The sequence below is a fragment of the Rhodoferax sp. RT5P35 genome, assembly GCF_056521385.1.
In genome coordinates this window covers 155783-179013 of record NZ_JBWMAX010000011.1, presented here as the reverse complement: position 1 = coordinate 179013, position 23231 = coordinate 155783, and the positions used below count along the sequence as shown (strand labels likewise).

The 23231-nt window shown below is 65.7% G+C and carries 22 protein-coding genes; 8 read left to right on the top strand and 14 right to left on the bottom strand.

Going from position 1 to position 23231, the window contains the following annotated elements:
* Nucleotides 1-115 precede the first annotated feature (115 nt).
* From AC097L_RS17915 to AC097L_RS17890, 6 genes are all read left to right on the top strand, one after another.
* Nucleotides 116-1036: an SMP-30/gluconolactonase/LRE family protein gene (locus AC097L_RS17915; RefSeq protein WP_479587896.1), complete on the top strand. Its 921-nt coding sequence runs from the start codon at nt 116-118 to the stop codon at nt 1034-1036.
* On the top strand, nt 1033-1962 hold the full coding sequence (locus AC097L_RS17910) for a YncE family protein (RefSeq protein ID WP_479587895.1): 930 nt from the start codon (nt 1033-1035) through the stop codon (nt 1960-1962). The genes AC097L_RS17915 and AC097L_RS17910 overlap by 4 nt, the downstream gene beginning before the upstream one ends.
* 82 nt (nt 1963-2044) lie before the next feature.
* A complete protein-coding gene (locus AC097L_RS17905; protein ID WP_479587894.1) occupies nt 2045-3553 on the top strand; it encodes a sugar ABC transporter ATP-binding protein in 1509 nt (502 codons plus the stop codon).
* A gap of 25 nt (nt 3554-3578) precedes the next feature.
* Nucleotides 3579-4688: an ABC transporter permease gene (locus AC097L_RS17900; RefSeq protein WP_479587893.1), complete on the top strand. Its 1110-nt coding sequence runs from the start codon at nt 3579-3581 to the stop codon at nt 4686-4688.
* A gap of 18 nt (nt 4689-4706) precedes the next feature.
* Complete coding sequence (locus AC097L_RS17895) at nt 4707-5816, top strand: ABC transporter substrate-binding protein (protein WP_479587892.1); 1110 nt, start codon at nt 4707-4709, stop codon at nt 5814-5816.
* 165 nt (nt 5817-5981) lie between these two features.
* Nucleotides 5982-7670: an AMP-binding protein gene (locus tag AC097L_RS17890; protein WP_479587891.1), complete on the top strand. Its 1689-nt coding sequence runs from the start codon at nt 5982-5984 to the stop codon at nt 7668-7670.
* A gap of 8 nt (nt 7671-7678) precedes the next feature.
* Here AC097L_RS17890 and AC097L_RS17885 read toward each other — a convergent pair whose 3' ends face one another.
* From AC097L_RS17885 to atzF, 13 genes are all read right to left on the bottom strand, one after another.
* Nucleotides 7679-8422: a GntR family transcriptional regulator gene (locus AC097L_RS17885; RefSeq protein ID WP_479587890.1), complete on the bottom strand. Its 744-nt coding sequence runs from the start codon at nt 8420-8422 to the stop codon at nt 7679-7681.
* 33 nt (nt 8423-8455) lie between these two features.
* Nucleotides 8456-9121, bottom strand: a complete 666-nt coding sequence (locus AC097L_RS17880) for a cysteine hydrolase family protein (protein WP_479587889.1) — start codon at nt 9119-9121, stop codon at nt 8456-8458.
* Nucleotides 9118-10731: an ABC transporter ATP-binding protein gene (locus AC097L_RS17875; protein ID WP_479587888.1), complete on the bottom strand. Its 1614-nt coding sequence runs from the start codon at nt 10729-10731 to the stop codon at nt 9118-9120. The genes AC097L_RS17880 and AC097L_RS17875 overlap by 4 nt, the downstream gene beginning before the upstream one ends.
* A gap of 13 nt (nt 10732-10744) precedes the next feature.
* On the bottom strand, nt 10745-11440 hold the full coding sequence (gene biuH / locus AC097L_RS17870) for a biuret amidohydrolase (RefSeq protein WP_479587887.1): 696 nt from the start codon (nt 11438-11440) through the stop codon (nt 10745-10747).
* Between the two features lie 2 nt (nt 11441-11442).
* A complete protein-coding gene (locus AC097L_RS17865; protein WP_479587886.1) occupies nt 11443-12489 on the bottom strand; it encodes a formamidase in 1047 nt (348 codons plus the stop codon).
* A 9-nt stretch (nt 12490-12498) separates the two neighbouring features.
* Entirely contained in the window at nt 12499-13419 is a 921-nt protein-coding gene (locus tag AC097L_RS17860; RefSeq protein ID WP_479587885.1) for an ABC transporter permease, read from the bottom strand.
* Between the two features lie 85 nt (nt 13420-13504).
* Complete coding sequence (locus AC097L_RS17855; RefSeq protein WP_479587884.1) at nt 13505-14551, bottom strand: ABC transporter permease; 1047 nt, start codon at nt 14549-14551, stop codon at nt 13505-13507.
* Nucleotides 14552-14560: 9 nt separating this feature from the next.
* On the bottom strand, nt 14561-15673 hold the full coding sequence (locus AC097L_RS17850) for a BMP family ABC transporter substrate-binding protein (RefSeq protein WP_479587883.1): 1113 nt from the start codon (nt 15671-15673) through the stop codon (nt 14561-14563).
* Between the two features lie 126 nt (nt 15674-15799).
* Nucleotides 15800-16942, bottom strand: coding sequence for a cyanuric acid amidohydrolase (gene atzD, locus AC097L_RS17845; RefSeq protein WP_479587882.1), 1143 nt, complete (start codon nt 16940-16942; stop codon nt 15800-15802).
* A 16-nt stretch (nt 16943-16958) separates the two neighbouring features.
* Nucleotides 16959-17336: an oxalurate catabolism protein HpxZ gene (hpxZ, locus tag AC097L_RS17840; protein WP_479587881.1), complete on the bottom strand. Its 378-nt coding sequence runs from the start codon at nt 17334-17336 to the stop codon at nt 16959-16961.
* 9 nt (nt 17337-17345) lie between these two features.
* The gene (locus AC097L_RS17835; protein ID WP_479587880.1) at nt 17346-18770 is read right to left on the bottom strand and encodes an AtzE family amidohydrolase; all 1425 of its coding nucleotides are present in this window, start codon (nt 18768-18770) and stop codon (nt 17346-17348) included.
* Nucleotides 18767-18967, bottom strand: a complete 201-nt coding sequence (locus AC097L_RS17830) for a DUF4089 domain-containing protein (protein WP_479587879.1) — start codon at nt 18965-18967, stop codon at nt 18767-18769. The genes AC097L_RS17835 and AC097L_RS17830 overlap by 4 nt, the downstream gene beginning before the upstream one ends.
* Nucleotides 18964-20670, bottom strand: a complete 1707-nt coding sequence (gene atzF / locus AC097L_RS17825; RefSeq protein WP_479587878.1) for an allophanate hydrolase — start codon at nt 20668-20670, stop codon at nt 18964-18966. The genes AC097L_RS17830 and atzF overlap by 4 nt, the downstream gene beginning before the upstream one ends.
* Nucleotides 20671-20833: 163 nt before the next feature.
* Between atzF and AC097L_RS17820 the strand changes: the two genes are divergently transcribed.
* Nucleotides 20834-22462, top strand: coding sequence for a peptide chain release factor 3 (locus AC097L_RS17820; protein ID WP_479587877.1), 1629 nt, complete (start codon nt 20834-20836; stop codon nt 22460-22462).
* A gap of 7 nt (nt 22463-22469) precedes the next feature.
* Complete coding sequence (locus AC097L_RS17815; protein WP_479587876.1) at nt 22470-22871, top strand: GtrA family protein; 402 nt, start codon at nt 22470-22472, stop codon at nt 22869-22871.
* On the opposite strand, the gene AC097L_RS17810 is transcribed toward AC097L_RS17815, so the two are convergent.
* On the bottom strand, nt 22862-23203 hold the full coding sequence (locus AC097L_RS17810) for a hypothetical protein (protein ID WP_479587875.1): 342 nt from the start codon (nt 23201-23203) through the stop codon (nt 22862-22864). The genes AC097L_RS17815 and AC097L_RS17810 overlap by 10 nt on opposite strands.
* Between the last annotated feature and the right edge of the window lie 28 nt (nt 23204-23231).

Sequence of the window (23231 nt, the reverse complement as noted above, 5' to 3'; positions counted from 1 at the left end):
TGGACTACCACGTGCCGTTTGGTGGGCGCAAGGGCAGCAGCTATGGCTCGCGCGAGCAGGGCCGCTATGCGCAGGAGTTCTTCACTACGGTGAAGACTGCCTATATCGGGGTTTGATGATGATGGAGATTTTCGACTCCCGACTCACCCCCGTGGTGCAAGGTGCCCAACTGGAGCGCCTGTGCACCGGCGCGATCTGGAGCGAAGGCCCGGTGTGGTTGCAGGAAGACAACTGCGTGCTGTGGAGCGACATACCCAACAACCGCATGCTGCGCTGGTCTGCCGCCGACGGCATGGCCGTATGGCGCAACAACGTGGAGTTCACCAATGGCCACATCCGTGACCGCAACGGAGACCTGCTGCACTGCTCGCACGGCCTGCGCGCCATTGTGCGCACCCCCCTGCGCCAGGGTCGCATCCTGGCCGACACACCCGATGCTGTGGTGGTAGACCGCTACCAGGGCAAGCGCCTGAATTCGCCCAACGACATCGTCGTCAAGCGCGACGGCAGCATCTGGTTCAGCGACCCGCCCTACGGCATCCTGAGCAACCGCGAGGGCCACCAGGCCACGCCCGAGCAGGCGGCCAACCACGTGTTTTGCTTCAACCCCGCTACCGGCGTGCTCACCGCCGCCAGCGCCTGGGTGCAGGAGCCCAACGGCCTGGCGTTTTCGCCCGACGAATCGCTGCTGTATGTCAGCGACACCTCGGCAGCGCTGCGCACCGACGGCGGCGGCCACCACCACATCGCCGTGTTTGACGTAGCTGCCGACAACAGCTTGCATAACCCCCGTGTCTTCGCCGAGGTCAGCCCCGGCCTGTCGGACGGCTTTCGCGTCGACACCCAGGGCTGGATCTACACCAGCAGCGCCGACAGCGTGCAGGTCTACCACGCCGACGGCACGCTGCTGGGCAAGATCGCCGTGCCAGAGAAGGTGGGCAACCTGTGCTTCGGCGGGCCACACGGCAACCAGCTTTTCATCGCGGCCAGCACCTCGCTGTACCGCATCACGCTCAACACGAAAGGAACGCCATGAGCCAGGAAATCCTGCTGCTGGTGGAAAAGTGCAGCCACTGTTTCAGCTACTACGATATTGAGAGCGGCATACGCATGCACAGCGTGCGCTTGCCCGAGTTTCCGCATGAATTTGTGGTGGACGCGGCACAGCGCTATGCCTACATCGGCCACTACGGCGTAGAGACCTCGGGCCACTTAGGCGCAGGCGGCACCAGCATCTTCCAGATCGACATTGCCCAACGCAGCCTGGCGCGCACCATCGACATCGCCCCGTTCAACCGCCTGCACGGCATGCAGATGGACGACCAGGACCGGCTGTACGCGCTGAGCGAGGACCGCGCCCAACTGGTGGTGCTGGACCACCCCGCCACCGATACCGCACCCCGCCGCGCCGTGCCCACCGGCGGCATCAAGTCGCACCTGTTCGCGTTGACCCGAGATGGGCAGACCGCCTACGCGATGAACCTGCTGTCGCACACCGTGACCAAGATCAAACCGTATGACGCGACCTTCGCCCCCCAGGCCTGCGCCCCCGGCGAAAAGCCCGAGGGCTATGCCCTCAGCACCGACGAGAAAACCCTGTTTGTCACCTGCCGCTGGAGCAACACCCTGGCCGCCATCGACACCGCCACCATGCAGGTGCTGCGCACGGCACCCAGCCGCGACGATGCCACCCGGTTGTACCTGTACCGCGATGGCCGTTTGGTCGTCACCAACTACGGCGAGCGCTCCCTGAGCGTGGTGGACCCGGTGACCCTCAAAGAACTAGCCCACATCCCCATGGAAGCCCGCGCGATTGCACTCAGCTACCACCCCACCAAACCGCTGGCCTTTGTGAGCCAGGACAACGACAAGCTGGGCTACTTCAACATGGAGACGCTGCAGTTCGACCGCTTCATCGCCACCCAGCGCGAACCCGACGTATCCCGCGTGGTGCTGTTATGAGCCCCCACGCTCCGCACTGCGTGTCGTCGCTGCCCCCCAAAGGGGGCGCCACCTCCCTAGAGACGGCTCGTCGGGAGGTGCTATGACCGCCCCCGTCGTCAGCATCCAAAACCTGGGCAAACGCTTTGGCGGCACCCAGGCGGTGGATGGCGTGTCGCTGGACCTGTTCCAGGGCGAAATCCTGGCGCTGCTGGGCGAAAACGGCGCAGGCAAGTCCACGCTGATCAAGATTCTGGCGGGCGTGTATGCGCAGGACACCGGCAGCATCGCCCTGCAGGGCGAGCCCGAAGCCACCTGGCGTGCCCGGCCCAAAGACAAACAAGGCATCGCCTTCATCCACCAGGACCTGGGCCTGGTGGAGTGGATGACGGTAGCCGAGAACGTGGCCCTGGGTATGGGCTTTCCCAAGCGCCACGGCTTCATCGACTGGAAGCAGGCCAACGTCAACGCCGCCCGCGTGCTGGGCCATGTAGGCTGCGACATCGACCCGCGCCGCCGCGTCTTCACCCTGACCCGGGCCGAAAAATCCCTGCTGGCCATTGGCCGTGCGCTGGACACGCAGGCCAAGGTGCTGGTGCTGGACGAACCCACGGCCAGCCTGCCCATGGCCGACGTGCAACGCATGTTCACCCTGCTGCGCCAGCTCAAAAGCCAGGGCGTGGCGATGATCTACGTGTCGCACCGGTTGGACGAGATCATGGACATCTCGGACCGCGCCGCCGTGATGCGCGACGGCAAGCTGGTGGGCACCCGCACCACCGCCGAGACCACCGACACCGCGCTGGTGGAACTGATCGTGGGCCGCAAATTTGCGGGCAGCATGGCCAAGGCCGATGCCCGCAGCCAGGAGGTGGTGTTGTCACTGGACCGGGTGTATTCGGCCAACGCAGGCCCGGTGTCGTTCAGCGCCCGCAAGGGCGAGGTGCTGGGGCTGATCGGCCTGCGCGGCGCGGGCCACGAGGCCATCAGCCGCGCGCTGTTTGGCCTGGCAGAGGTGTCCCAAGGCCACATGCAACTGAACGGCAAAACCATCGCCCCGCGCAACCCGGCGCACGCCATCGCCCTGGGCGTGGGCCTGGTAGCGGCAGACCGGCTGGAAGAAAACCTGGGCCCCAATATGAGCGTGCAGGAGAACCTGTTCCCCAACCCCGCCCTGGTGCTGGGCGCGCTACTGACACGGCTGCGCGGCAAGGTCGAAGAAATGCAGGCCCGCACGCTGATCCAGCAGTTTGACGTGAACCCGCCCGCGCCCCAGGCCGATGTGCAAAACCTCAGCGGTGGTAACCAGCAAAAGGTGGTGCTGGCGCGCTGGATCAATCTGCAATTGCCGCTACTCATTTTGGAGGAACCCACCGCCGGGGTGGACGTGGGGGCCAAGCGGCAAATCTACGAGATTCTGCGGACCCAGGCCAATGCCGGTGTGTGCGTGCTGGTGGTGTCTACCGACTTCGAGGAAGTGGCCAACGTCTGCACCCGCGCCCTGGTCTTCCGTGACGGCCAGGTGGCCACCGAGCTCACGGGCGACGCGCTCAGCGTGGCCGGGCTGCTGGTGGCGGCTTCCGGCCAGCAAAACACCGAACACAGTACTTAAAAAATCCTAAGGAGACAAACACACCATGAGCAATTCCATCAAAGCCACGGCACTGGAGCCGGACCCATCCTTCGACGGCCAGCACAAGGGCCTGCTGGCAGGCATCGCCCAGCTCATCCCGGTGTACGGCCTGCCCGCGCTGACGCTGGGGCTGATCCTGCTGTTTTCGGTGCTGCTGCCCGACAGCTTTCCCACGCTGTTCAACCTGCGCTCCATCCTCAGCGACAAGTCGGTCATCGCCATCCTGGCACTGGCCGCCACCATTCCGATGATGACCGGCAAGATCGACCTCACCGTGGGCTACGGCATCGTGCTTTGGCACATCCTGGCCATCAGCCTGCAGACCAAGTTTGGCCTGCCCTGGCCTGCGGCGGTACTGGTGGTGCTGCTGTGCGGCGCGCTGTTTGGCCTGCTCAACGGCATCCTGGTGGAGCAGGCGCAGATCGACTCCTTCATCGCCACCCTGGGCACCGGCACCGTGCTGTACGCGGTGGCGCTGTGGCACAGCGGGGGCCGCCAGGTCATCGGCGAGCTGCCCGACGGCTTTTTGAATATCGCGGGTTCGGATTTTCTGGGCCTGCCCATCACCGCCTTCTACGTGCTACTGATTGCGGTGGTGCTGTGGCTGGTGAGCGAGCACACGCCGATTGGCCGCGCCCTGTATGTGATTGGCTCCAATCCCAAGGCCGCCGTGCTCAACGGCATTGCGCTGGAGAAATGCGTGATGGGCGCGTTTGTCGCGTCGGGCACCTTGTCGGCATTTGCCGGGGTGGTGCTGGCATCGCGCCTGCAGATCGGCCAGGCCGGTGTAGGGCTGGAGTTTCTGTTGCCCGCACTGGTAGGGGCATTCTTAGGATCCACCACCATCCGGCCCGGGCGTGTCAACGTCTGGGGCAGCCTGGTGGGTGTGGCCATTTTGGCGGTCGGCATCTCCGGTATCCAGCAGTTTGGCGGGGCCTTCTTCGTCGAGCCGCTGTTCAACGGGCTGACCTTGCTGGTCTCCATCGGTATCGCAGGCTACGCGCAGCGCAAGCGTGGCCAATCCATCAAACGCCGTATTGCCGAGCTGCATATGGCGGTTGCCCCCACCGGGCCGTCATCCGACGGTACGGTCTTCAAAGTCAGTTCACATTAAAACCACCAGGAGACAAACATGACTAAATTCCCCTCTCAACTGCGCGCCGTGGTTCTGGCCGCCGCCACCATCGGCCTGGCGGGCCACGCCTTGGCCGACGACTTTCTGGACGCAGCCAAAGCACGCGTCGTCACCGCCACCGCCCCTGCCGACAAATGGGACGGCCCCACCACCGGCCCCAAAGCCGCGGCCGGCAAAACCATTGTCTACGTAGCAGGCGACCTGAAGAACGGCGGCCACCTGGGCACCTCGCAAGGCGTGGAAGAAGCCGGCAAGGTGATTGGCTGGACGGTGCGCGTCATTGACGGCCAGGGCTCGGTGAGTGGCCGCACCGCCGCGCTGAACCAGGCGCTGGCGCTCAAACCCGCGGGCATCGTGGTCGGCGGCTTTGACACCTCCGAGCAGAAAGTGGCCTTTGAGGCCGCCGCCAAGGCCGGCATTCCGCTGGTGGGCTGGCACTCGGGCGAGCAACCCGGCCCCAACCCCGGCGCAGGCCTGTTTGCCAACGTCACCACCCTGCCCGCCGACGTGTCCGAAACCGCCGCCTCCTGGGTAGTGGCCGACTCCAACGGCAAGGCCGGTGTGGTGATCTTCACGGATTCGCAGTACGCCATCGCCCTGTTCAAGGCCCGCGCCATGGAAGCCGTCATCAAGAAATGCGGCGGCTGCACGGTGCTGAGCTTTGAAGACAGCCCCATCTCCGAGAGCTCCACCCGCATGCCCCAGCTCACCACCTCGCTGCTGCAGCGCTTTGGCGACAAGTGGACGCACTCGCTGGCCATCAACGACCTGTACTTCGACTTCATGGGCCCCACACTGCAGGCTGGTGGCAAAAAAGGCGACGGCGCGCCCAAGGCCGTGTCGGCTGGCGACGGCTCCGAGGCCGCCTACCAGCGCATCCGCACCAAGCGCTACCAGGCCGGAACCGTGCCCGAGCCGCTGAACATGCAGGGCTGGCAACTGGTGGACGAGCTGAACCGCGCCATGGCCAAGGCCCCGTGGTCTGGCTATTCACCCAAGGTGCATCTGGTCACGCCCGAAAACGTGGGCAAGGACGGCGGACCGAAAAACATCTTTGACCCCGACAACGGGTACCGCGCCCAGTACAAGGCCATTTGGGGCAAATAAAGCCAAACGCTATCAAAAAATGAGCTGCTAGCGCAGGTGGAATCTGCGCTAGTGGCCTATTTTATATAAATTTCCGCTTGTCTCCCAAGCGACCAAAGCTAGGGGCTTGCCCGGTAACGCTCCCCTCGCCACGTCCACCAGAATCGCCCCTACAAGGAGCATTGCATGGACAAGGTCTGGTTGAAGAGTTACCCCGCGGATGTGGCGCACGAAATCGATGTCACACCCTATAGTTCGCTGACCCAACTGCTGGACGAGTCGTTGACCCGGCACGCCGACCACCCCTTCTCGGTGTGCATGGAGCGCTGGATGTCGTACCGCGAGCTGGACCAGCTGTCGGGCGCGCTGGGTGCCTGGCTGCAGGCCCAGGGGCTCAAACCCGGTGCGCGGGTGGCCATCATGCTGCCGAATATTCCGCAGTTCGCGGTCACCATGGCCGCCGTGCTGCGCGCTGGCTACACCTGCGTCAACGTGAACCCGCTGTACACCCCGCGCGAGCTGGAGCACCAGCTCAAGGACTCGGGGGCCACCGCCATCGTGATCCTGGAGAACTTTGCCCGCACCCTGCAAGAGGTGGTGGGCCGCACGCAGATCGAGCACGTGGTGATGGCCCACATGGGCGACCTGCTGGGCGCGGTGTACGGCCGGGTGGTCAATTTCATGGTGCGCCGGGTCAAGAAAATGGTGCCCGCCTACCAGTTGCCGCGCAACGGCACCCTGCGCGTCACCCCCTTCAACCGGGCGCTGGCCGATGGCCGGGGCCGCGCGCTGCAGCCGCACCAGTGCACCATGGATTCCATCGCCTTCTTGCAGTACACCGGCGGCACCACCGGCCTGTCCAAGGGCGCGGTGCTGACCCACCGCAACATCGTGGCCGCCGCGCTGCAGACCGAAGCCTGGTTCACCCCGGCGCTGGCGCGCGTGGGTGCAGCCCGCAACGTCAACATGGTGGCCGCCCTGCCGCTGTACCACATCTACGCCCTGACCACCTGCCTGATGTGCGTGCGCCTGGGGGCCCACATCACCCTGGTGCCCAACCCACGCGACTTCAAAACCTTCATCGCCACGCTGAAAAAACGGCCCTTCCACATCCTGCCCGCGGTCAACACCTTGTTCAACGCCTTGCTGCTGCAGCCCACGTTCAAAAGCATCGACTTCTCTCACCTGTGCGTGACCCAGGCAGGCGGCATGGCGGCCTCCGAGGGCACGGCCCAGCGCTGGCTGGAGGTCACCGGCAGCCCCATGGTGGAAGGCTGGGGCATGAGCGAGACCTGCGCCGTGGGCACCAACAACCCGGTGCTGAGCAAAAGCTTCACCGGCACCATCGGCCTGCCCCTGCCCAGCATCGACCTGACCATCAAGGACGACGACGGCAACGACCTGCCGCTGGGTGCGGCAGGCGAAATCTGCATCAAGGGCCCCAACGTCACCACCGGCTACTACCAACAGCCCGAGGAAAACGCCCGCGCCTTCACCGCCGACGGCTACCTGCGCACCGGCGACATCGGCCTGATGGACGAGCGCGGCTACACCCGCATCGTGGACCGCAAGAAAGACATGATCTTGGTCAGCGGCTTCAACGTGTTCCCCAACGAGCTGGAAAACGTGATTTCGCTCTGCCCCGGCGTGGTGGAGTGCGCAGCCATTGGCGTGCCCGACGAAAAGCAGGGCGAAGCCATCAAGGTGTTCATCGTCAAAAGTGACCCGGCCCTGACCGAAGCCGATGTGCTGGCCTTCTGCAAACAGAACCTCACCGGCTACAAAATGCCCAAGAGCATCGAGTTCCGCAAGGACTTGCCGAAGTCCAATGTGGGCAAGATTTTGCGCCGCGAACTGCGCACGCCCACGACCTGACTTTCAGGCTAAGACGCTGCCGCCTGCCGCGCCACATGCACCTGGTGCAGCGTGATCTTGCGGACCTCGGCCTGGCTGCTTTGGATGTGGGCGCGCAGCAGCATGGCGGCCTGGTCGCCGCGGTGGCTGCGGATGGCTTTGAGGATCTTGGCGTGCTCCTCGTAGGTGGCAGTGATGCGCGCCTGCTTGGTGAAATCGAGCCGCCGGATGATGCGGATGCGCTCGGTCACGTCGCTGTGCACCCGGGCCATTTCGGTATTGCCCGCGGCGCGCACCAGGGCGCAATGGAATTCCTCGTCCCAGCGGGCCACGGCGATGCCGTCGGTACTGCGCTGGGCCACCGGCACCAGCCAGATGGCCACCAGCGCGTCCAGCAAGCTGTGGTCGATCTGGATGTGCGGTGCCCCCGCACCTGCGCCGCCTTCGCACAGGCGGTGGGCGGCGGTGGTTTCCAGCACCATGCGCAGGTCGTAGAGCTGCTCGAACTGCTCGAAGTTGAACGGCAGCACGCGCCAGCCGCTGCGAAACAGCACCTCCACATAGCCCTCTTGCTGCAGCCGGATCAGCGCCTGCCGCACAGGGGTGCGCGACACGCCCAGGCGCTCGCTGATTTCGTTTTCGGTAAAGCGGTCGCCGGGGACCAGGGTGAATTCACCCACGTCGCGCTTGAGCTGGGCATATACCTCGTCGGCGCGCGAGCGGTGTACGGCGGGTTCTGCAGGGGGGGTGGGGGTGGGAGTCAAAGATTGCACGGGGCAAACTTTAGCAGTTGCAAGGTGGCGGATTCAGACAGCAGCCAATACCTGCAGCACCGCCGTGCTGGGTGCCGTCCAGCCGACGATGCCGCCCTGGGCGCGCACCATCTGCAGCGTGGCGGCCTTGAACGCGGGGAAGTAGCTCTCGGTGCAGTCTTCCAGCAGCAGGCCGTCATAACCGCGGTCGTTGGCCTCGCGCATGCTGGTCTGCACGCAGACCTCGGTGGTCACGCCCATGAACAGCAGTTGCTGGATGCCGCGCTGCTGCAGCATCTCGTGCAGGCCGGTGGCGTAAAACATGCCCTTACCGGGCTTGTCGATGACGATCTCCCCGTCCACCGGGGCCAGTGCCGGGATGATCTGGTTGCCCGGCTCGCCCGCCACCAAAATGCGCCCCATCGCGCCCACATCGCCAATGCGCAGCGCCGGGTTGCCCCGGTTCAACTTGGCCGGGGGGCAGTCGGACAGGTCGGGTTTGTGCGCCTCGCGGGTGTGCACCACCAGGCCCCCTGCGGTGCGCCACGCCAGCAGCATGGCCTGGCAGGCGGGCACGATGGCCTCCAGCAGGGCCACGTTGTTGCCCAGGGTGTCCCCAAAGCCGCCGGGTTCGATGAAGTCGCGCTGCATGTCGATGATGACCAAGGCGGCGTGGGACAGGTGCAGCGGGTAGTCGAACGGCAGGGCGGGGATGTTCATGCAGCCTCCTTGTGGTCGTCGTGTCCACCACCCATATGTGCGCCCAACACGTGGCGCTCGGCGGTAGCAGCCGGGGTTTCAAACACGATGCGGCCTTCGCTCATGACCACGATGCGGTCGGCCAGCTCCAGCAGCTCGTCCAGGTCTTCGCTGATCAGCAGCACCGCGCCGCCGCGGTCGCGCACACCCAGGATGCGGCTGTGGATCTCGGCCACAGCGGCAAAGTCCAGGCCGAACACCGGGTTGGCCGCAATCAGCACATTGATCTCGCCCGCCAGCTCGCGGGCCAGCACGGCGCGCTGCACGTTGCCGCCCGACAGACTGCGGATGGGCGCGCCTTCGCCTTGCGTCTTCACGCCGTACTCCTGGATCCAGTCGCGGGCCCGGCTGCGCCAGGTGGAAAAGCGCAGCAGACCGCCCACATTCAGCGGCGGCTCATCAAAGTCGCGCAGTGCCATGTTCTCGGCCACCGACAGATCGCCCACGCAGGCATTGCGCAAGGGTTCTTCGGGCAGGCTGCGCACCTTGAGGCGGCGGTTGTCGGCGCGGCGGGCGGCGTAGTCTTCACCCATCACCTGCACCCGACCGCTGAGGCGCGCGCGTTGGCCGACCAGAGCCTCCACCAGCTCGCGCTGGCCGTTGCCCGAAACACCGGCCACGCCCAGGATTTCGCCCTTGCGCACCTGCAGGGTCAGGCCGTGCAGGGCCAAGGTGCCGCGGTCGCCCTGGGCTTTCAGGTTGTCTACCTGCAGGGCGATCGAATTTTCATTTGCTATACTTTGTGTAGCAAATTGTGCGGTTGCTTCCTGCGCTAGAGCACTATTTGACTCTGAACTCTCGCCCATCATCGCCTGGGCCAGGGTGCGGGTGAGTTCCTGCGGCGCAGCACCGGCCACCCGGTCGTGGTGCACCGCCTTGCCGCGGCGCAGCACGGTCACACCATCGGCATAGGCCAGCACCTCGCGGAATTTGTGGGTGATGATGAGCACGCTGCACTGGCCGCTCTGGGCGAAGGCACGCACATGGCCCAGCACCTCGTCGGCCTCCTGCGGGGTGAGCACCGAGGTGGGCTCGTCCAGGATCAGCAGGCGGGGTTTCAGGTAGAGCTGCTTTAGCAGTTCCAGCTTCTGTTTTTCGCCCGCCGCCAACTCGGCGGGGCGGGCATCCAGGTCCAGGCTGAAAGGCGTGGTGGCCAGAAAGGCCTTGAGCTCGGCGCGCTTGGCGGTCCAGTCGATCAACGCAGGCAGGGTGCCACCGGCCAGCAGCAGGTTCTCGGCCACCGTCATCCCCGGTGCCAGCGTGAAGTGCTGGTAGACCATGCCGATGCCAAGGCTGCGCGCCACGATGGGGTTGGCAATGTTCTGCTCGCGCCCGTCGATCAGGATGCTGCCCTCGTCCGCCCGCTGGAAGCCCGCCACGCATTTCACCAGGGTGCTCTTGCCCGCGCCGTTTTCGCCCAGCAGGGCATGCACCGTGCCGGGTTCGACCCGCATGGTGACGCTGTCCATGGCGGTGAAGCTGCCGAAGCGCTTAGTCAGCAAATAGGTGTCCAGCGCCAGCGCGCCGGTGCCTGGGGGAAGCCCGCCGATGGGGGTGGTGTCGGAGGCCATGGGGTTCCTTGGGTTAGACAACGGCCAGCAACGCGGCAGACGTGGCATGTGCACCGAACACGCCGCCCTGCATGGTCACCATGTTCAGCGCAGCCTGGTGGTTAGCCGGGTCGGTGGCCGCCGTGCAATCGGACAGCAGCAGGCACTCGTAGCCCCGGTCGTTGGCATCGCGCATCGTGGTGTGCACGCACACGTCGGTGGTGATGCCCGCAAGAATGAGGTTTTGCACGCCGCGCAGGCGCAGCACCATGTCCAGGTCGGTAGCGTAGAAAGAACCTTTGCCGGGCTTGTCGATCACCACCTCGCCCGGCAGCGGGGCCAGCTCGGGAATGATCTGCCAACCCGGTTCGCCGCGCACCAGGATGCGCCCACAGGGGCCGGGGTCGCCAATGCCGACTCCGCCCGCGCCAATCTGCCGCGAGCGCCAGCGCTTGTTGGCGGGCAGGTCGGCCAGGTCGGGCCGGTGCCCTTCGCGGGTGTGGATGATGTGGAAACCCAAGGGGCGCAGGCGGGCCAGCACAGCGGCAATCGGGGCGATGGGCGCGCGGGTCAGGGCGATGTCGTAACCCATCACGTCCACATAGCCACCCACGCCGCAGAAGTCGGTCTGCATGTCGATGACGATGAAGGCCGTGTTGTCAGGTCGCAGCGCGCCGTTATAGGGCCAGGCGTAAGGGTTGGCCTGGACGCAGCGGGGGGCGGTTTGCATGCTCATTCTGCCAACCGAGTGGAGCAAGGGGTGGGCGAAGGCGCGGGGTAAGGATTGGCCTCCGGCCCCTTGTAGGCACGCGTGGGCGCGTCGAAGCCGCAGGGCGTGCCATCGGTCACCGCCACCTCCCAGGGCAGCTTGTACTGGCCCGCCGCCATGTCCTGCATGTAGGTGTAGGGGAAGTCCTGCGCACCGCCTTTGACCGCCACGTAGCCGCGGTGGTAGAGCTGGTACATATTGTTTTCCACACCCCAGCCCATGCGGGCCTCGCGCACCAGGTCGGGTCGCAGCTCGGCGGTGATGATTTCGTCGGGGCGGCCACCGCCCTGCACCATCACCGTGCCATCGAAATGGCAGAACATGCCCTCGCCCATGGAGTCGAACGTGCCATCGCTGCCGCACATGCAGACGCTGGCGGTGTAGGCCAGGTTGCAGAAGGCGTTGGCCTGGTTGGTGATCTTCCAGGCATGTCGGATGGGTGCGGTGTAGCCCGCCGTGCGCAGAATGATGTCAGCCCCCTTGTACGCAGCCTCGCGCGCCATTTCGGGGAACATGCCGTCGTGGCAGATGATGAGGGCCAGGCGGCTGCCGTTGGGTCCGTCGCACACCGGTATGCCTAAATTGCCGGGCTCCCAGGGCTCAACCGGCACCCAGGGGTGCAGCTTGCGGTAGTACAGGCGGATGGTGCCGGTGTCGTCGATGACCAGGCCGCTGTTGTAAGGGTTACCGCCGGGGTTCAGCTCCATGATGGAAAAGCAGCCCCAGATACGGTGGTCCACACAGGCTTTTTTGAAGGCCGCCACTTCGGGGCCGTCCAGCGTGCACAGGATGGCGGGGTTGGTGTCCATGCTCAGGCCGTGCAGCGCGTATTCGGGAAACACCACCAGGTCCATCGTGCCCTGGTTGCGGCGCGCCTTGGCCACCAGGTCGCAGATGCGCTGGGTTTGCGCGGCCAGGTCCGCCGGGGTTACCACCACCGGCAGTTGCAACTGCACCAGACCCATAACCACGCCATTTTTTGATTTGTTCAAACCACCAAAACCGCTCACAGGATTCTCCTAACGGGTTGAAGAAAGTTCGCCCGGGCTGCCCACGGCTACGCTCCCGGGCTTGCAGGTCATGACCAAAATCACCAGGGTCAGCACATAGGGCACGGTATTGAACAGGTGGTAGCCCCAGCCGATGCCCACCGACTGCATGGCCGGGCCAATCGCCCCGGCACCGCCGAACAGCAGGGCCGCACCCACGCAGCGCAGCGGGCTCCAGCGCGCAAAGATCACCAGCGCCACCGCAATCAGGCCCTGGCCGCTGGAGATGCCTTCGTTCCAGCTACCGGGGTAAAACAAGGTGAGCGATGCGCCGCCCAAGCCCGCCATGAATCCCCCTGCCGCCGTGGCCGCGATGCGGATGCCCGACACCGAATAGCCCAGCGCCCGCGTGGCATTGGCCGAGTCGCCCGCCAGCCGCACCAGCAAGCCCCAGCGGGTACGTGCAAACGCCCACCATAGGCCCACGGCCAGGGCGATGCCAATGGGCAGCAGCGCGTTGATTTGCAAGGCCGACTGCACCACAGTGGAGCTGCTCCAACCGCCCAGGGCGATGGCCGGAATCTGCGGTGCCTGCGGCTGGATCAAGGGCTTGCCCAGATAGAAAGCCAGCCCTGTGCCCAGCAGCATCAGCGCAATGCCGGTGGCCACGTCGTTGACACCCGGCAGCGAGCACAGCACGCCGTGCAAGGTCGCCAGCAGCGCCCCCGCCATGGCACCGGCCAGTACGCCCAACCAGGGGGAGCCGGTGAGGTAGGCCCCGCCAAAAGCCGTCATGGCCGACAGCACCAGCACGCCTTCGAGCCCCAGGTTGATGCGGCCGGATTTCTCGGTCAGGCATTCGCCCAGGCTCACAAACAGAAACGGCGTGCCGACGCGCAAGGCCCCGCCAACAATTCCGGCAAACAACGCCACCCATTGGTCTGCAGTCATAAAGTTACCCCCACGCTCGGCATTGCATGTACTCGCTGCCCCCCGAGGGGACCGCGAGCTTGCTGGGGACGGCCCGGCGCGACGCTCATACAGCCTCCACCGGTTTACGCATCTTGGCAAACACCGTTTTCCAGTCCACGTCGCGCAGCGCTTCGCTGGCCAGGATCAGCACAAAGGCAATGCCTTGCAGCACCATCACCGACGCGTCCGGCAAGCCCAGGCGGCGTTGCAGCAGGCTGCCTGCTGCACCAAAACCGCCGAACAGAATGGCCACCGGCACGATGGCCACCGGGTTGTGCCGAGCGATGAAGGACACCAGAATGCCCGCATAGCCGTAGCCCGAGATCAGCGATGCATTGGCATTGGTGTGCACGGCCGCCACCTCCACCGCACCGGCCAGCCCGGCACCGGCCCCGCCCAGGGCGCAGGCGGTCAAAATCAGTTGCGTGGCGGGCAGGCCCACCAATTGCGCCGCGCGCGGGTTGCCGCCCACCACGCGGATCGAGAAGCCCGATGCCGTCCAGCGCAGCCATAGCCCCAGGGCTACGCATGCCAACACACCCAGCACCAGCCCCCAGTGCACGTCCGAGCCCGCAATGCCGGTGATCAGCATGCCCTCGGGCAGGGAATGGGTGGCGGGTTTGTTCAGGCTGGCCGGGTCGCGCAGCAGGCCTTCCACCAGGTGCTTGAAGATGCCGATGGCGATGTAGGCCAGCAGCAGGCTGCTGATGGTCTCGTTGATGCCGCGCGCCTGCCGCAGCCAACCCGCCAGCATGGTCCACAGCGCACCCGCCAGCGCACCCACGGCGCAGACCAGCGCGGTGCCCAGCAGATTGGCCGGTAGCGGCAGCAAGGTGCCTGCGGCGGCACAGGCCAGCCCGCCCAGCACCAAAGAGCCCTCCCCGCCGATGATGACCAGCCCGGCCCGTGCAGGCAGCGCCACGCACAGGGCCGTCAGCATCAGCGGTGCGGCGCGCTGCAGCGTGTTTTGCCAGGAGAACCAGTCGCCGAACGCGCCCTTGAACAGCGTCAGCCACATGTCCAATGGGCTGACCCCGGCGAACCAGACGAACACGCCAAACAGCAGCAGCGCCAGCGCAATCGCCGAGGTCGGCAGCAGGATGTCTTTCATGGCAGCGGCTTAAAAACTGCCTTGCACGCCTTCAGCCAGGTAATTCATGCTCTCCAGCACCAGATCGGTTTGCTTCAAGACCTTGCCTGCGGGGATGACCACCGCGCCTTTGTTGTCCTTGATCGGGCCTTTGAAGATGTCGAACTGATCCGCCACCATCAGCGCTTTGGTGCTGTCGGCCTGCTTCTTGGCCGCATCGGTGACCATGGCACCGTAGGGGGAGGTCTTCACGTAGCCCTCCTTCAGGCCGCCGCGCAGGAAATTGGGATGCGGCTTGCCGGACTGGGCTGCGTCGATGGCGGTTTTGTAGGCGGTGAACCAGTTCCATTCGGCACCGGTGAGGTAGGCGTTAGGGGCCAGCTTTGCCTGGCTGGCGTGGTAGCCGCAGACCATCTTGCCGCGCTTGGCAGCGGTCTCGACGACCACTTTGGGGCCGTCCACGTGCATGGTGAACACATCGCAGCCCTGGTCGGCCAGACTGTTGGTGGCCTCGGCTTCCTTGACGGCCATGGACCAGTCGCCGGTGAAGATCACGCTGCAGGTGATGCCGGGCTTGACCGAGCGCGCACCCAGGGTGAAGGCGTTGATGTTACGCAGCACCTGCGGAATCGGCTTGGCCGCCACGAAGGCGATCTTGCCGCTCTTGCTCATGTGCCCGGCGATCACGCCGTTCAAAAACTGGCATTCGTCGATATAGCCAAAGAAGCTGCCGACGTTCTTGGGGTGCTTGCCCTCGGTCCACATGCCGCCGCAGTGCGAAAAGCGCACATCGGGGTACTTGGGAGCCAGCGCCAGGATGTGCGGGTCAAAGTAGCCATACGAGGTGGGGAACAACAGCTTGGCACCGTCCTGGGCAATCATGCCGGTCATGGTTTTCTGCACGGCCGAGGTTTCGGGCACGTTCTCTTCTTCCACCACCTTGATGCCGGGCAGCTTTTTGATCTCGGCAGCAGTTTGCGCATGGGCCTGGTTGTAGCCGTAGTCGTCGCGCGGGCCGACGTAGATCACGCCGATGGTCAGCGGTGTCTGCGCCCGGGCCAGGCTGCCCAGGCCACCCAGCGTACTGGCAGCGCCCAGGGCGGCGATGGTTTTGAGGGAGTCGCGGCGGTTGAAGGTGGTCATGGCAGTCCTTTCGGTGGTGAAAGCGTGGGGTGGATCAAAACGGTGCGTAAAACTAAATCTTTCTTGGATACAAGAAGGGATGCAAAATGCGTGCCTGCTGGTAAAAGAATCGGGCCTCCATGGCATTCAACGTGCGGGCATTCCGGCATCGCCCAGCGGGCCGACCCGCACAATCGCCGCGACCGGCCCACCCCCGGCCGGGCCCTGGTGTTCGGCCCCGCCAGACACATACAGGGCGGTATCGCCCACTACCGAGGCCAGCACTGCCCCTACAGCAGCCCGTGCGTGGCGGGTGGCGTTGATGTCAGAGTCGTTGAGCATGGTGTGCCGCGCCCCGCGCACCCGCCCATCGGGGCTGGCTTCGGCCTTGGCCAGCAGGTTGACCAGACCGGGCAGCGCCGATGCACCATCGCTGTCCAGCCCCAGGGCCGCGCGCAGCATCTGGCGCACGCTGGCCGCGTCCACCGCGTCGCGCATCACGGTATGGGCAATACGGTACGGCGATGCCGCGCCCTCGGCTTCGCCCAGCACGATCACCACATTGGCTTCCAGCTCGATGCCTGCCGACGCAGACGCCCGAGCCGAATACAGCGACCAATCCGACAGCAGCGCCGCCGCATCCACGGGAGGCGGTATTTCGCCCAGGGCCAGCGCCACCCCCAGTGCCGAGGCCCCACGGGAATAGGCCATGGACTCGTAGCTGTCGTGCGTGACCGGCCTAGCGCCGCGTTGCAGCGCGGCATGCACTTTGGTGGACGTCAGCAACGGGCATTTGATCTGCACAAAATGCACGTCGGCGGCATCGGCGATACCCGCGTCTTGCATGGCCTCCCGTACGGCGGCGGCAGTGCACTCGATCTGGGCACTGCGGCCTATCTCTTCGGGTAAAAAATCGCGGGTATGCGCCACGCCCACCACCAGGCGTTTGCCACGCTGTTGCGGCTCGGCGGCCACCCAGCGGCGCGAAAACACCGTGAAATGGGGCGACAGCACGCCTTCGGTGCCGCCCGACATCACCAATGCCACCTGCTGCCCGACTTCGCTGGGCGAACACCCGAGGTGCGGGCTAAGGAAATCGCACCAGCGGCTGGCCGCAAAGTCACGCGTGAAATCGTTGACGCAGCCATTGCCCTCGGTCTTGCCCATCACCGCCACGATATCGGCCGGGCGCAGCGCACCGCTGTCGACCAAGGTCTGCACGCCCCCCAGGTCGCCAGGGCCGCTGCACAGCACCCGGTGCACATCGACGTATTGCACTTGCGTGTTCATCGGCGTACCCGGCGCATCACAGCAGGCTGACATGCGCGGCCACCACCCGCCAGCCCTGGGCCGTGCGTAGCCAAGTCTGGCTTTGGCGGCCGGTGGTGGCACTGCCTTCGCGCCGGAACTCGGCATGGGCCGTCGCAAAGTCCTGCCCGTAGGTGGTCAGCACGGTTTTCAGCAACTGGCGCTGCAATCCCTGGGACGGGCGGCCTGCGCGGAAGGCCTGGATGGCATCGAAACCGTAGAGGTTTTCGGAGGCACCAAACCGCAAGGTGTGCGGGCTGTCCCAAAACAGTTCGTCCAGCACCTCGACGCGGTTGTGCACCAGGGCATCTTCGTAGCGGTTGAAAACGGCCTGCACTTCGGCCAGGACTTCGGGCAGATTGATGGGGTAGTCCATGGGCTTCCTTCAGAGATGTGCAACGGGCGCGCGGCAAATGCCCGCAGCCTCCAGCACGGCGGCGGCGCGCAGCACCAGGTCTTCGCGCCAGGGTGCGGCAATCACCTGCACGCCGATGGGCAAATGGGGCAACTGCGGGTCCATACCCCATACCGGCACAGCGCACACCGGCAGGCCGATGCAGGAGATGGACTGCGTCAGCACACCGATGTTGGGCCGCAGCGGCAGGTCGCGGCCATTCAGGTCCAGCCGCTCGGCACCTAAAGGCGTGGCAACGCACGGCGTGGCGGGGGCCAGCAGCAGATCGTATTTTTCAAACACCTGGGCGGCGGCTTGGGCGTAGCGGCGGCGCACCCGCTGGGCGCGGGCCACCCAGGCGGCGGGGATCAAGGCCCCGGCCAGAAAGCGGTCGCGCGACAGGGGCTCAAAGTCCTGCGGGCGGCTGCGCAGCTTATCCAGGTGCAAAGCCGCGCTTTCGGAATTGGTGATCAGAAACGCGGCGGCCCGACCCGCCTCCACCCAGGGCAGCTCCACTGTGTCGCGCGCGCCCAACGCCTGCGCCACGGTGGCCACGGCGGCGCGGGCGGGGGGCAAGGCGTTATCAAAAAAGTAGCCGCCCAACACCCCGATGCGCAGGCCGGCGATGCCACGATCCAGCTCGGTCACTACACTTTCTGTAGCGCGCTGCGCACAACCTGCATCCACGAACGGGCTATTTTCTTCACAACCCTGCATTGCGTCGTAAGCCAGAGCCAGATCACGCACGCTGCGGGCGAACGGCCCCAGGTGGTCCAGGTTGGTGACGAACGGAAAGCTGCCGGTGCGCGGCAAGCGCCCGAAGGTGGGCTTGAGGCCGAACACGCCACACATCGAAGACGGCACGCGGATCGAGCCATTGGTGTCCGAGCCCAGCGCCAGCGGCACCTGCCCCGCCGCCACCGCCGCACCTGAGCCGCCCGAGGAGCCGCCTGCCGTGCGGGCCAGGTCGTGCGGGTTGTGGCAGGCGCCTTCGTGGGTGTTCTCGGTGGTGAAGCCGTAGGCGTATTCGTCCATGTTCAGCGCGCCGACCAGGATAGCCCCGGCGGCTTCCATGCGCTGTACCAGCAGGCCGTCGGCTGTAGCGGGCGCGCTGTCGCGCTCAATCTTGGAGCCCGCCAGCGTGCGCAGCCCGGCAATATCGAACAGGTTTTTGACCGCAAACGGCACGCCCAGCAGGGGCAGTGCGGGCTGGCTGCCGTCGGCCAGACCTGCGTCGATCTGCGCCGCACGCTGCAAGGCTCGGGCCTGCACCACGTCAGTGAAGGCGTTGACGCGGCCGTCGGTGGCCGCGATACGGTCCAGACTGGCCTGCACCAGTTGCGTGGCAGTCACCTCGCGGGCCGCTACGGCGCGGGCCATGTGGGATGCGTCTTGCTGCCACCAGTCGGCGGTCATGGCTTGCTCCCTGGGGTGACCGGAATGAAGGCCATGGGCGATTCATCGTGCACCGTCAACGGCGCGGCATTCACGATGTCGGCAAAACCTGCGGCCAGGGCGAAGTAGCGCAGTACGCCTGAGCGTGATTCGCCCAACGGCAGGCCGATGGCCGCAGCCGCCGCATCCACATAGGTTTCCAGCTCTTGTTCGGTCATTTCAGCAATTCCTCTTGCACATACGCCCGCCATCCGCCCCAGTGGCTGATGTCCCGTGCCCCCGCCAGTGCCTGCGGCTCGCAGATAAAACCTTGCACCCTGCTGCCATCGGCCAGCGCCAGGGTGCCGATACCCAGCGGGGCCGGGACCAGCGCCACGAAGGAGCCGTAGTGCGCCACCGGCATCTCCCACACCTCGACGGCAATAGCGGTGCCGTGGCCGGGCGCGACGCGCAGCAAACCGGGCTTGGGCGGCACGGTGCCGGGCAGGGCAAACAGCTGGTAGTCCGGAGCGGTGGTGGTGCTGGCGACCAGGCGGGCCTGGCGCTCGGTCAACTGGCTGTTCAAAGGCATGCCGGACAGGTGCGCACCCACCACTGCTACCCGCACCACCGCCGGGGGTTGGATGCCGGGCAGCGCTTGTGGCGCAGGAAGCGGCAGATCCAGTGCGCCCTGCAGCAGGCCGCTGGCATGGTGGTAGCGCTGGCCCAGTTCGGCCAGTTGCCAATCGCTGCCGCAAGGGCCGATCAGCGTGATGCCAAACGGCAGGCCATCGGCGCGCAGGCTGCTGGGCACCGAAATGGCGGCGTAGTCCAGCAGGTTGACGAAGTTGGTGTATGCGCCCAGGTTGCGGTTCAGCACCACCGGGTCGGCCTGCATATCGGCAATGGTGTAGTGCGTGGGTGCGGTGGGCACCAGCAGCACGTCGATGCCGCCCCACATGGCGGCAGCCTGCTGGCCATAGGCGCGCAACCGCACCTGGGCATCGACCAGATCGGCGGCGCTGTAGCCCCGCCCGCTGGCCAGAATGCTGCGCACCGGCTCGACCACCTCGTCCTCGTGCGTATCGAAAAAGCCGCGTACAGCCGCATAGCGCTCGGCCACCAGCGCGCTGTCGTACAACAGTGCGGCGGCGGCCGCCAGCGGGGCGTAGGCAATGGTGACGGGTGTGCCACCCAGGTCGCAGAGCCTGCGTATCGCCTGCTGAAAAGCCGCTTCGGCTGCGGTGTCGCCAAAAAAAGCCAGGATGTCGGGCACGCCGAAGTTGAACCGCGCAGGCAGGGGGCTGCTGGCCAAAGTCAAAGGGCGCGAAAACGGATCCAGCGGGTCGTAGCCCATGGCCGCCCGCAGCACCTGGGCGGCGGTGCCCACGCTGCGCGCGAAGATGGACACGCAGTCCACGCTTTGCGCGGCAGGCACCAGCCCCCGGGTGCTGACCAGGCCTTTGGACGGTTTGATGCCGACGATGTTGTTCAGCCCGGCGGGCACGCGGCCCGACCCGGCGGTGTCGGTGCCCAGCGCAAAGTCTACCTGCCCGGTGGCCACTACATAGGCCGAACCCGCGCTGGAGCCGCCCGACACGTAGGCGGGGTTGAACGCATTCGGCACCGCGCCATAGGGCGACCGCGTGCCGTTCAGGCCGCAGGCAAACTGGTCCAGATTAGTTTTGCCCAGCAGCGACGCCCCGGCTTGCAGCAGCTGGTGCACCACGCTGGCATGCGCGGTGGGCGCATAGGCAAACGCCGGGCAGGCCGCGGTGGTGGGCAGGCCGAGTACGTCGATGTTGTCCTTGACCGCGAAGCGCAAGCCCGCCAAGGGGCCTTGCGCCGCGCCCGCCATGGGGCCCGCGCTGCGCGACAACCAGGCTGCTGCTGCGGTACCGCTGCTTTGCGTTGGGGCTTGCACCATGTTGAAACATCCCATCTTGTATCCAAGTTGAGATGCAAGCAGTGTGCCAACTTGTGTGCAGTGCAAATGGCAGAAACCGAACGGTGCCTGCGGCTCCCGGCCAATTTTGGGTCGCCCTGGTTAAAATCTCGGGTTGCCTGCCCACCCGGCAGCGCCCCGTTTTGCTCTGGAAACCACCTTGTCTTACGCCTCCGAAACCCGCCGCCGCCGCACGTTTGCGATCATTTCCCACCCCGATGCGGGTAAAACCACGCTGACCGAAAAGCTGCTGCTGTTCTCGGGCGCGATCCAGATTGCAGGATCGGTGAAGGCGCGCAAGGCCACCCGCCACGCCACCAGCGACTGGATGGAAATCGAAAAGCAGCGCGGCATCTCGGTGGCCTCGTCGGTCATGCAGATGCTGTACCGCGACCACGTGATCAACCTGCTCGACACCCCCGGCCACAAAGACTTCTCGGAAGACACCTACCGGGTGCTGACCGCGGTGGATTCGGCCCTGATGGTGATCGATGCGGCCAACGGTGTAGAGGCGCAAACCCGCCGCCTGATCGAGGTCTGCCGCCAGCGCGACACGCCCATCATCACCTTCGTCAACAAGATGGACCGCGAAGTGCGTGAGCCACTGGACATTCTGGACGAGATCGAACGCGAACTCGGCATGCCCTGCGTACCGATGACCTGGCCGGTGGGCCAGGGCAAGAGCTTTGGCGGCATCATGAACATCCGCACCCAGAGCATGACCGTATTCGACTCCGGCAAGGAACGTCTGCCGCAAGAGTTCGAGACCATCGCCCTGGACAACCGCACCGAGCTGCTGAAGCGCTTTGGCAGCGAATTTGAAGGGGCCGAGCAAAGTATGGAGTTGGCCGCCGGGGCCTCCCCCGCCTGGGACCTGGAGGCCTTTTTGGCCGGCAAGCAAACCCCGGTGTTCTTCGGCTCCGGGGTGAATAACTTTGGGGTGATGGAAGTGCTGGACGCGCTGGTCGATCTGGCCCCGCCGCCGCAGCCGCGCACCAGTACCACGCTGGTCAACCGCCAGCCAGTGGTGAAAGAAATCCAGCCCGAGGACAAGGCGTTTGCCGGCGTGGTGTTCAAGGTGCAGGCCAATATGGACCCGGCGCACCGCGACCGCATTGCCTTTGTGCGCATGGCCTCGGGCAAGTACACGCCGGGCATGAAGCTGCGCGTACAGCGCACTGCCAAAGAGCTGCGCCCGACCAGCGTGGTGACCTTTTTGAGCCAGCGTCGCGAAGCGGTGGACGAGGCCTATGCGGGCGACATCATCGGCTTTACCACCCATGGCGGCGTGCAGCTGGGCGACACCATCACCGACGGTGCAAGCCTGCAATTCACCGGCCTGCCCTTCTTCGCGCCCGAGCTGTTCATGACGGTGATTTTGAAGAACCCGTTGCGCACCAAGCAGTTGCAGCAGGGCCTGGCCCAGCTGGGCGAAGAAGGTGCCATCCAGGTGTTCCGTCCCAGCGTTGGCGGGCCGATGCTGCTGGGTGCCGTGGGCCAGTTGCAGTTTGAAGTGGTACAGCACCGCCTGAAGTCAGAATACGATGCCGACGTGCGGCTGGAAGGCTGCCAGTACACCGGTGCGCGCTGGATCACCGCCGACACCCCAGCCGAGCTGCGCGCCTTCACCGATGCCTACCCGATGCGCATGGCCCACGATGCGGCCGAAACCCTGGCCTACCTGTGCACCTCGCCCTACGATGTGCGGCTGGCGCAAGAGCGTTTCCCGAAAATCCATTTCCACCCGCTGCGCGAACACGCGGGCCTGGCGCTGCAGAACGCATGCTAAACGCGGAATGAAACCATCGCCGCAGTTTCTACGCTTCTGCATGGTCGGCATCGTTGGCCTGGGCGTGGACCTGGCGGTGCTGTATGCCTCGGCCTGGGCTTTGGGCTGGTATGGGGCGCGGGTGCTGTCGTTCATCGCTGCGGCCACCGCCACCTGGTGGCTGAACCGGCGCTTTACCTTCCAGGCCGGGGTAACGGACACGGCTTCGGCTGTGCAACAGTACCTGCGCTACATGGTGTCGATGCTGGGGGGGGCGGTACTGAACTACGCCGCCTATGTGGCCACCCTGCACTGGATCGACCTGCCCGGCAAGGCCGCGCTAGGCGTGGCCTTGGGTAGCTGCGCAGGCCTGCTGTCCAACTACCTGACGGCCCGGCATCTGGTGTTCAAACAGAAGCATCAGGCCTGACGCTCTACCTCCAGCGTCGAATCGCAGCCGATGCCTGCGGCCACCCAGCGCCGCGCCCAACGGGCCAGCAGCGGTGCCGCCCAACGCCAGCGTGGCCCCAGCACTTCGGCGGGATGCGCAATGGCACCGCACAGATAGCGGGCCTGCGCGTCCTCCCAACGCAAAGCCGCACACGCACCGCTGCGCCGACCCGACAGCACGATGCCCAGTGGGCACGGAGCCGACAGGCAGCACACGCCGCAGCCGTTGCACGGCGCGCCCACGGCCGGTTTGGCCGGAGCGGCGGGGTGGATGTGGAGCACCTGCCAGTCGGCGGGGGAAGGATGGGGCATGAGCGATTGTGGCCCAGCCATCCAATGC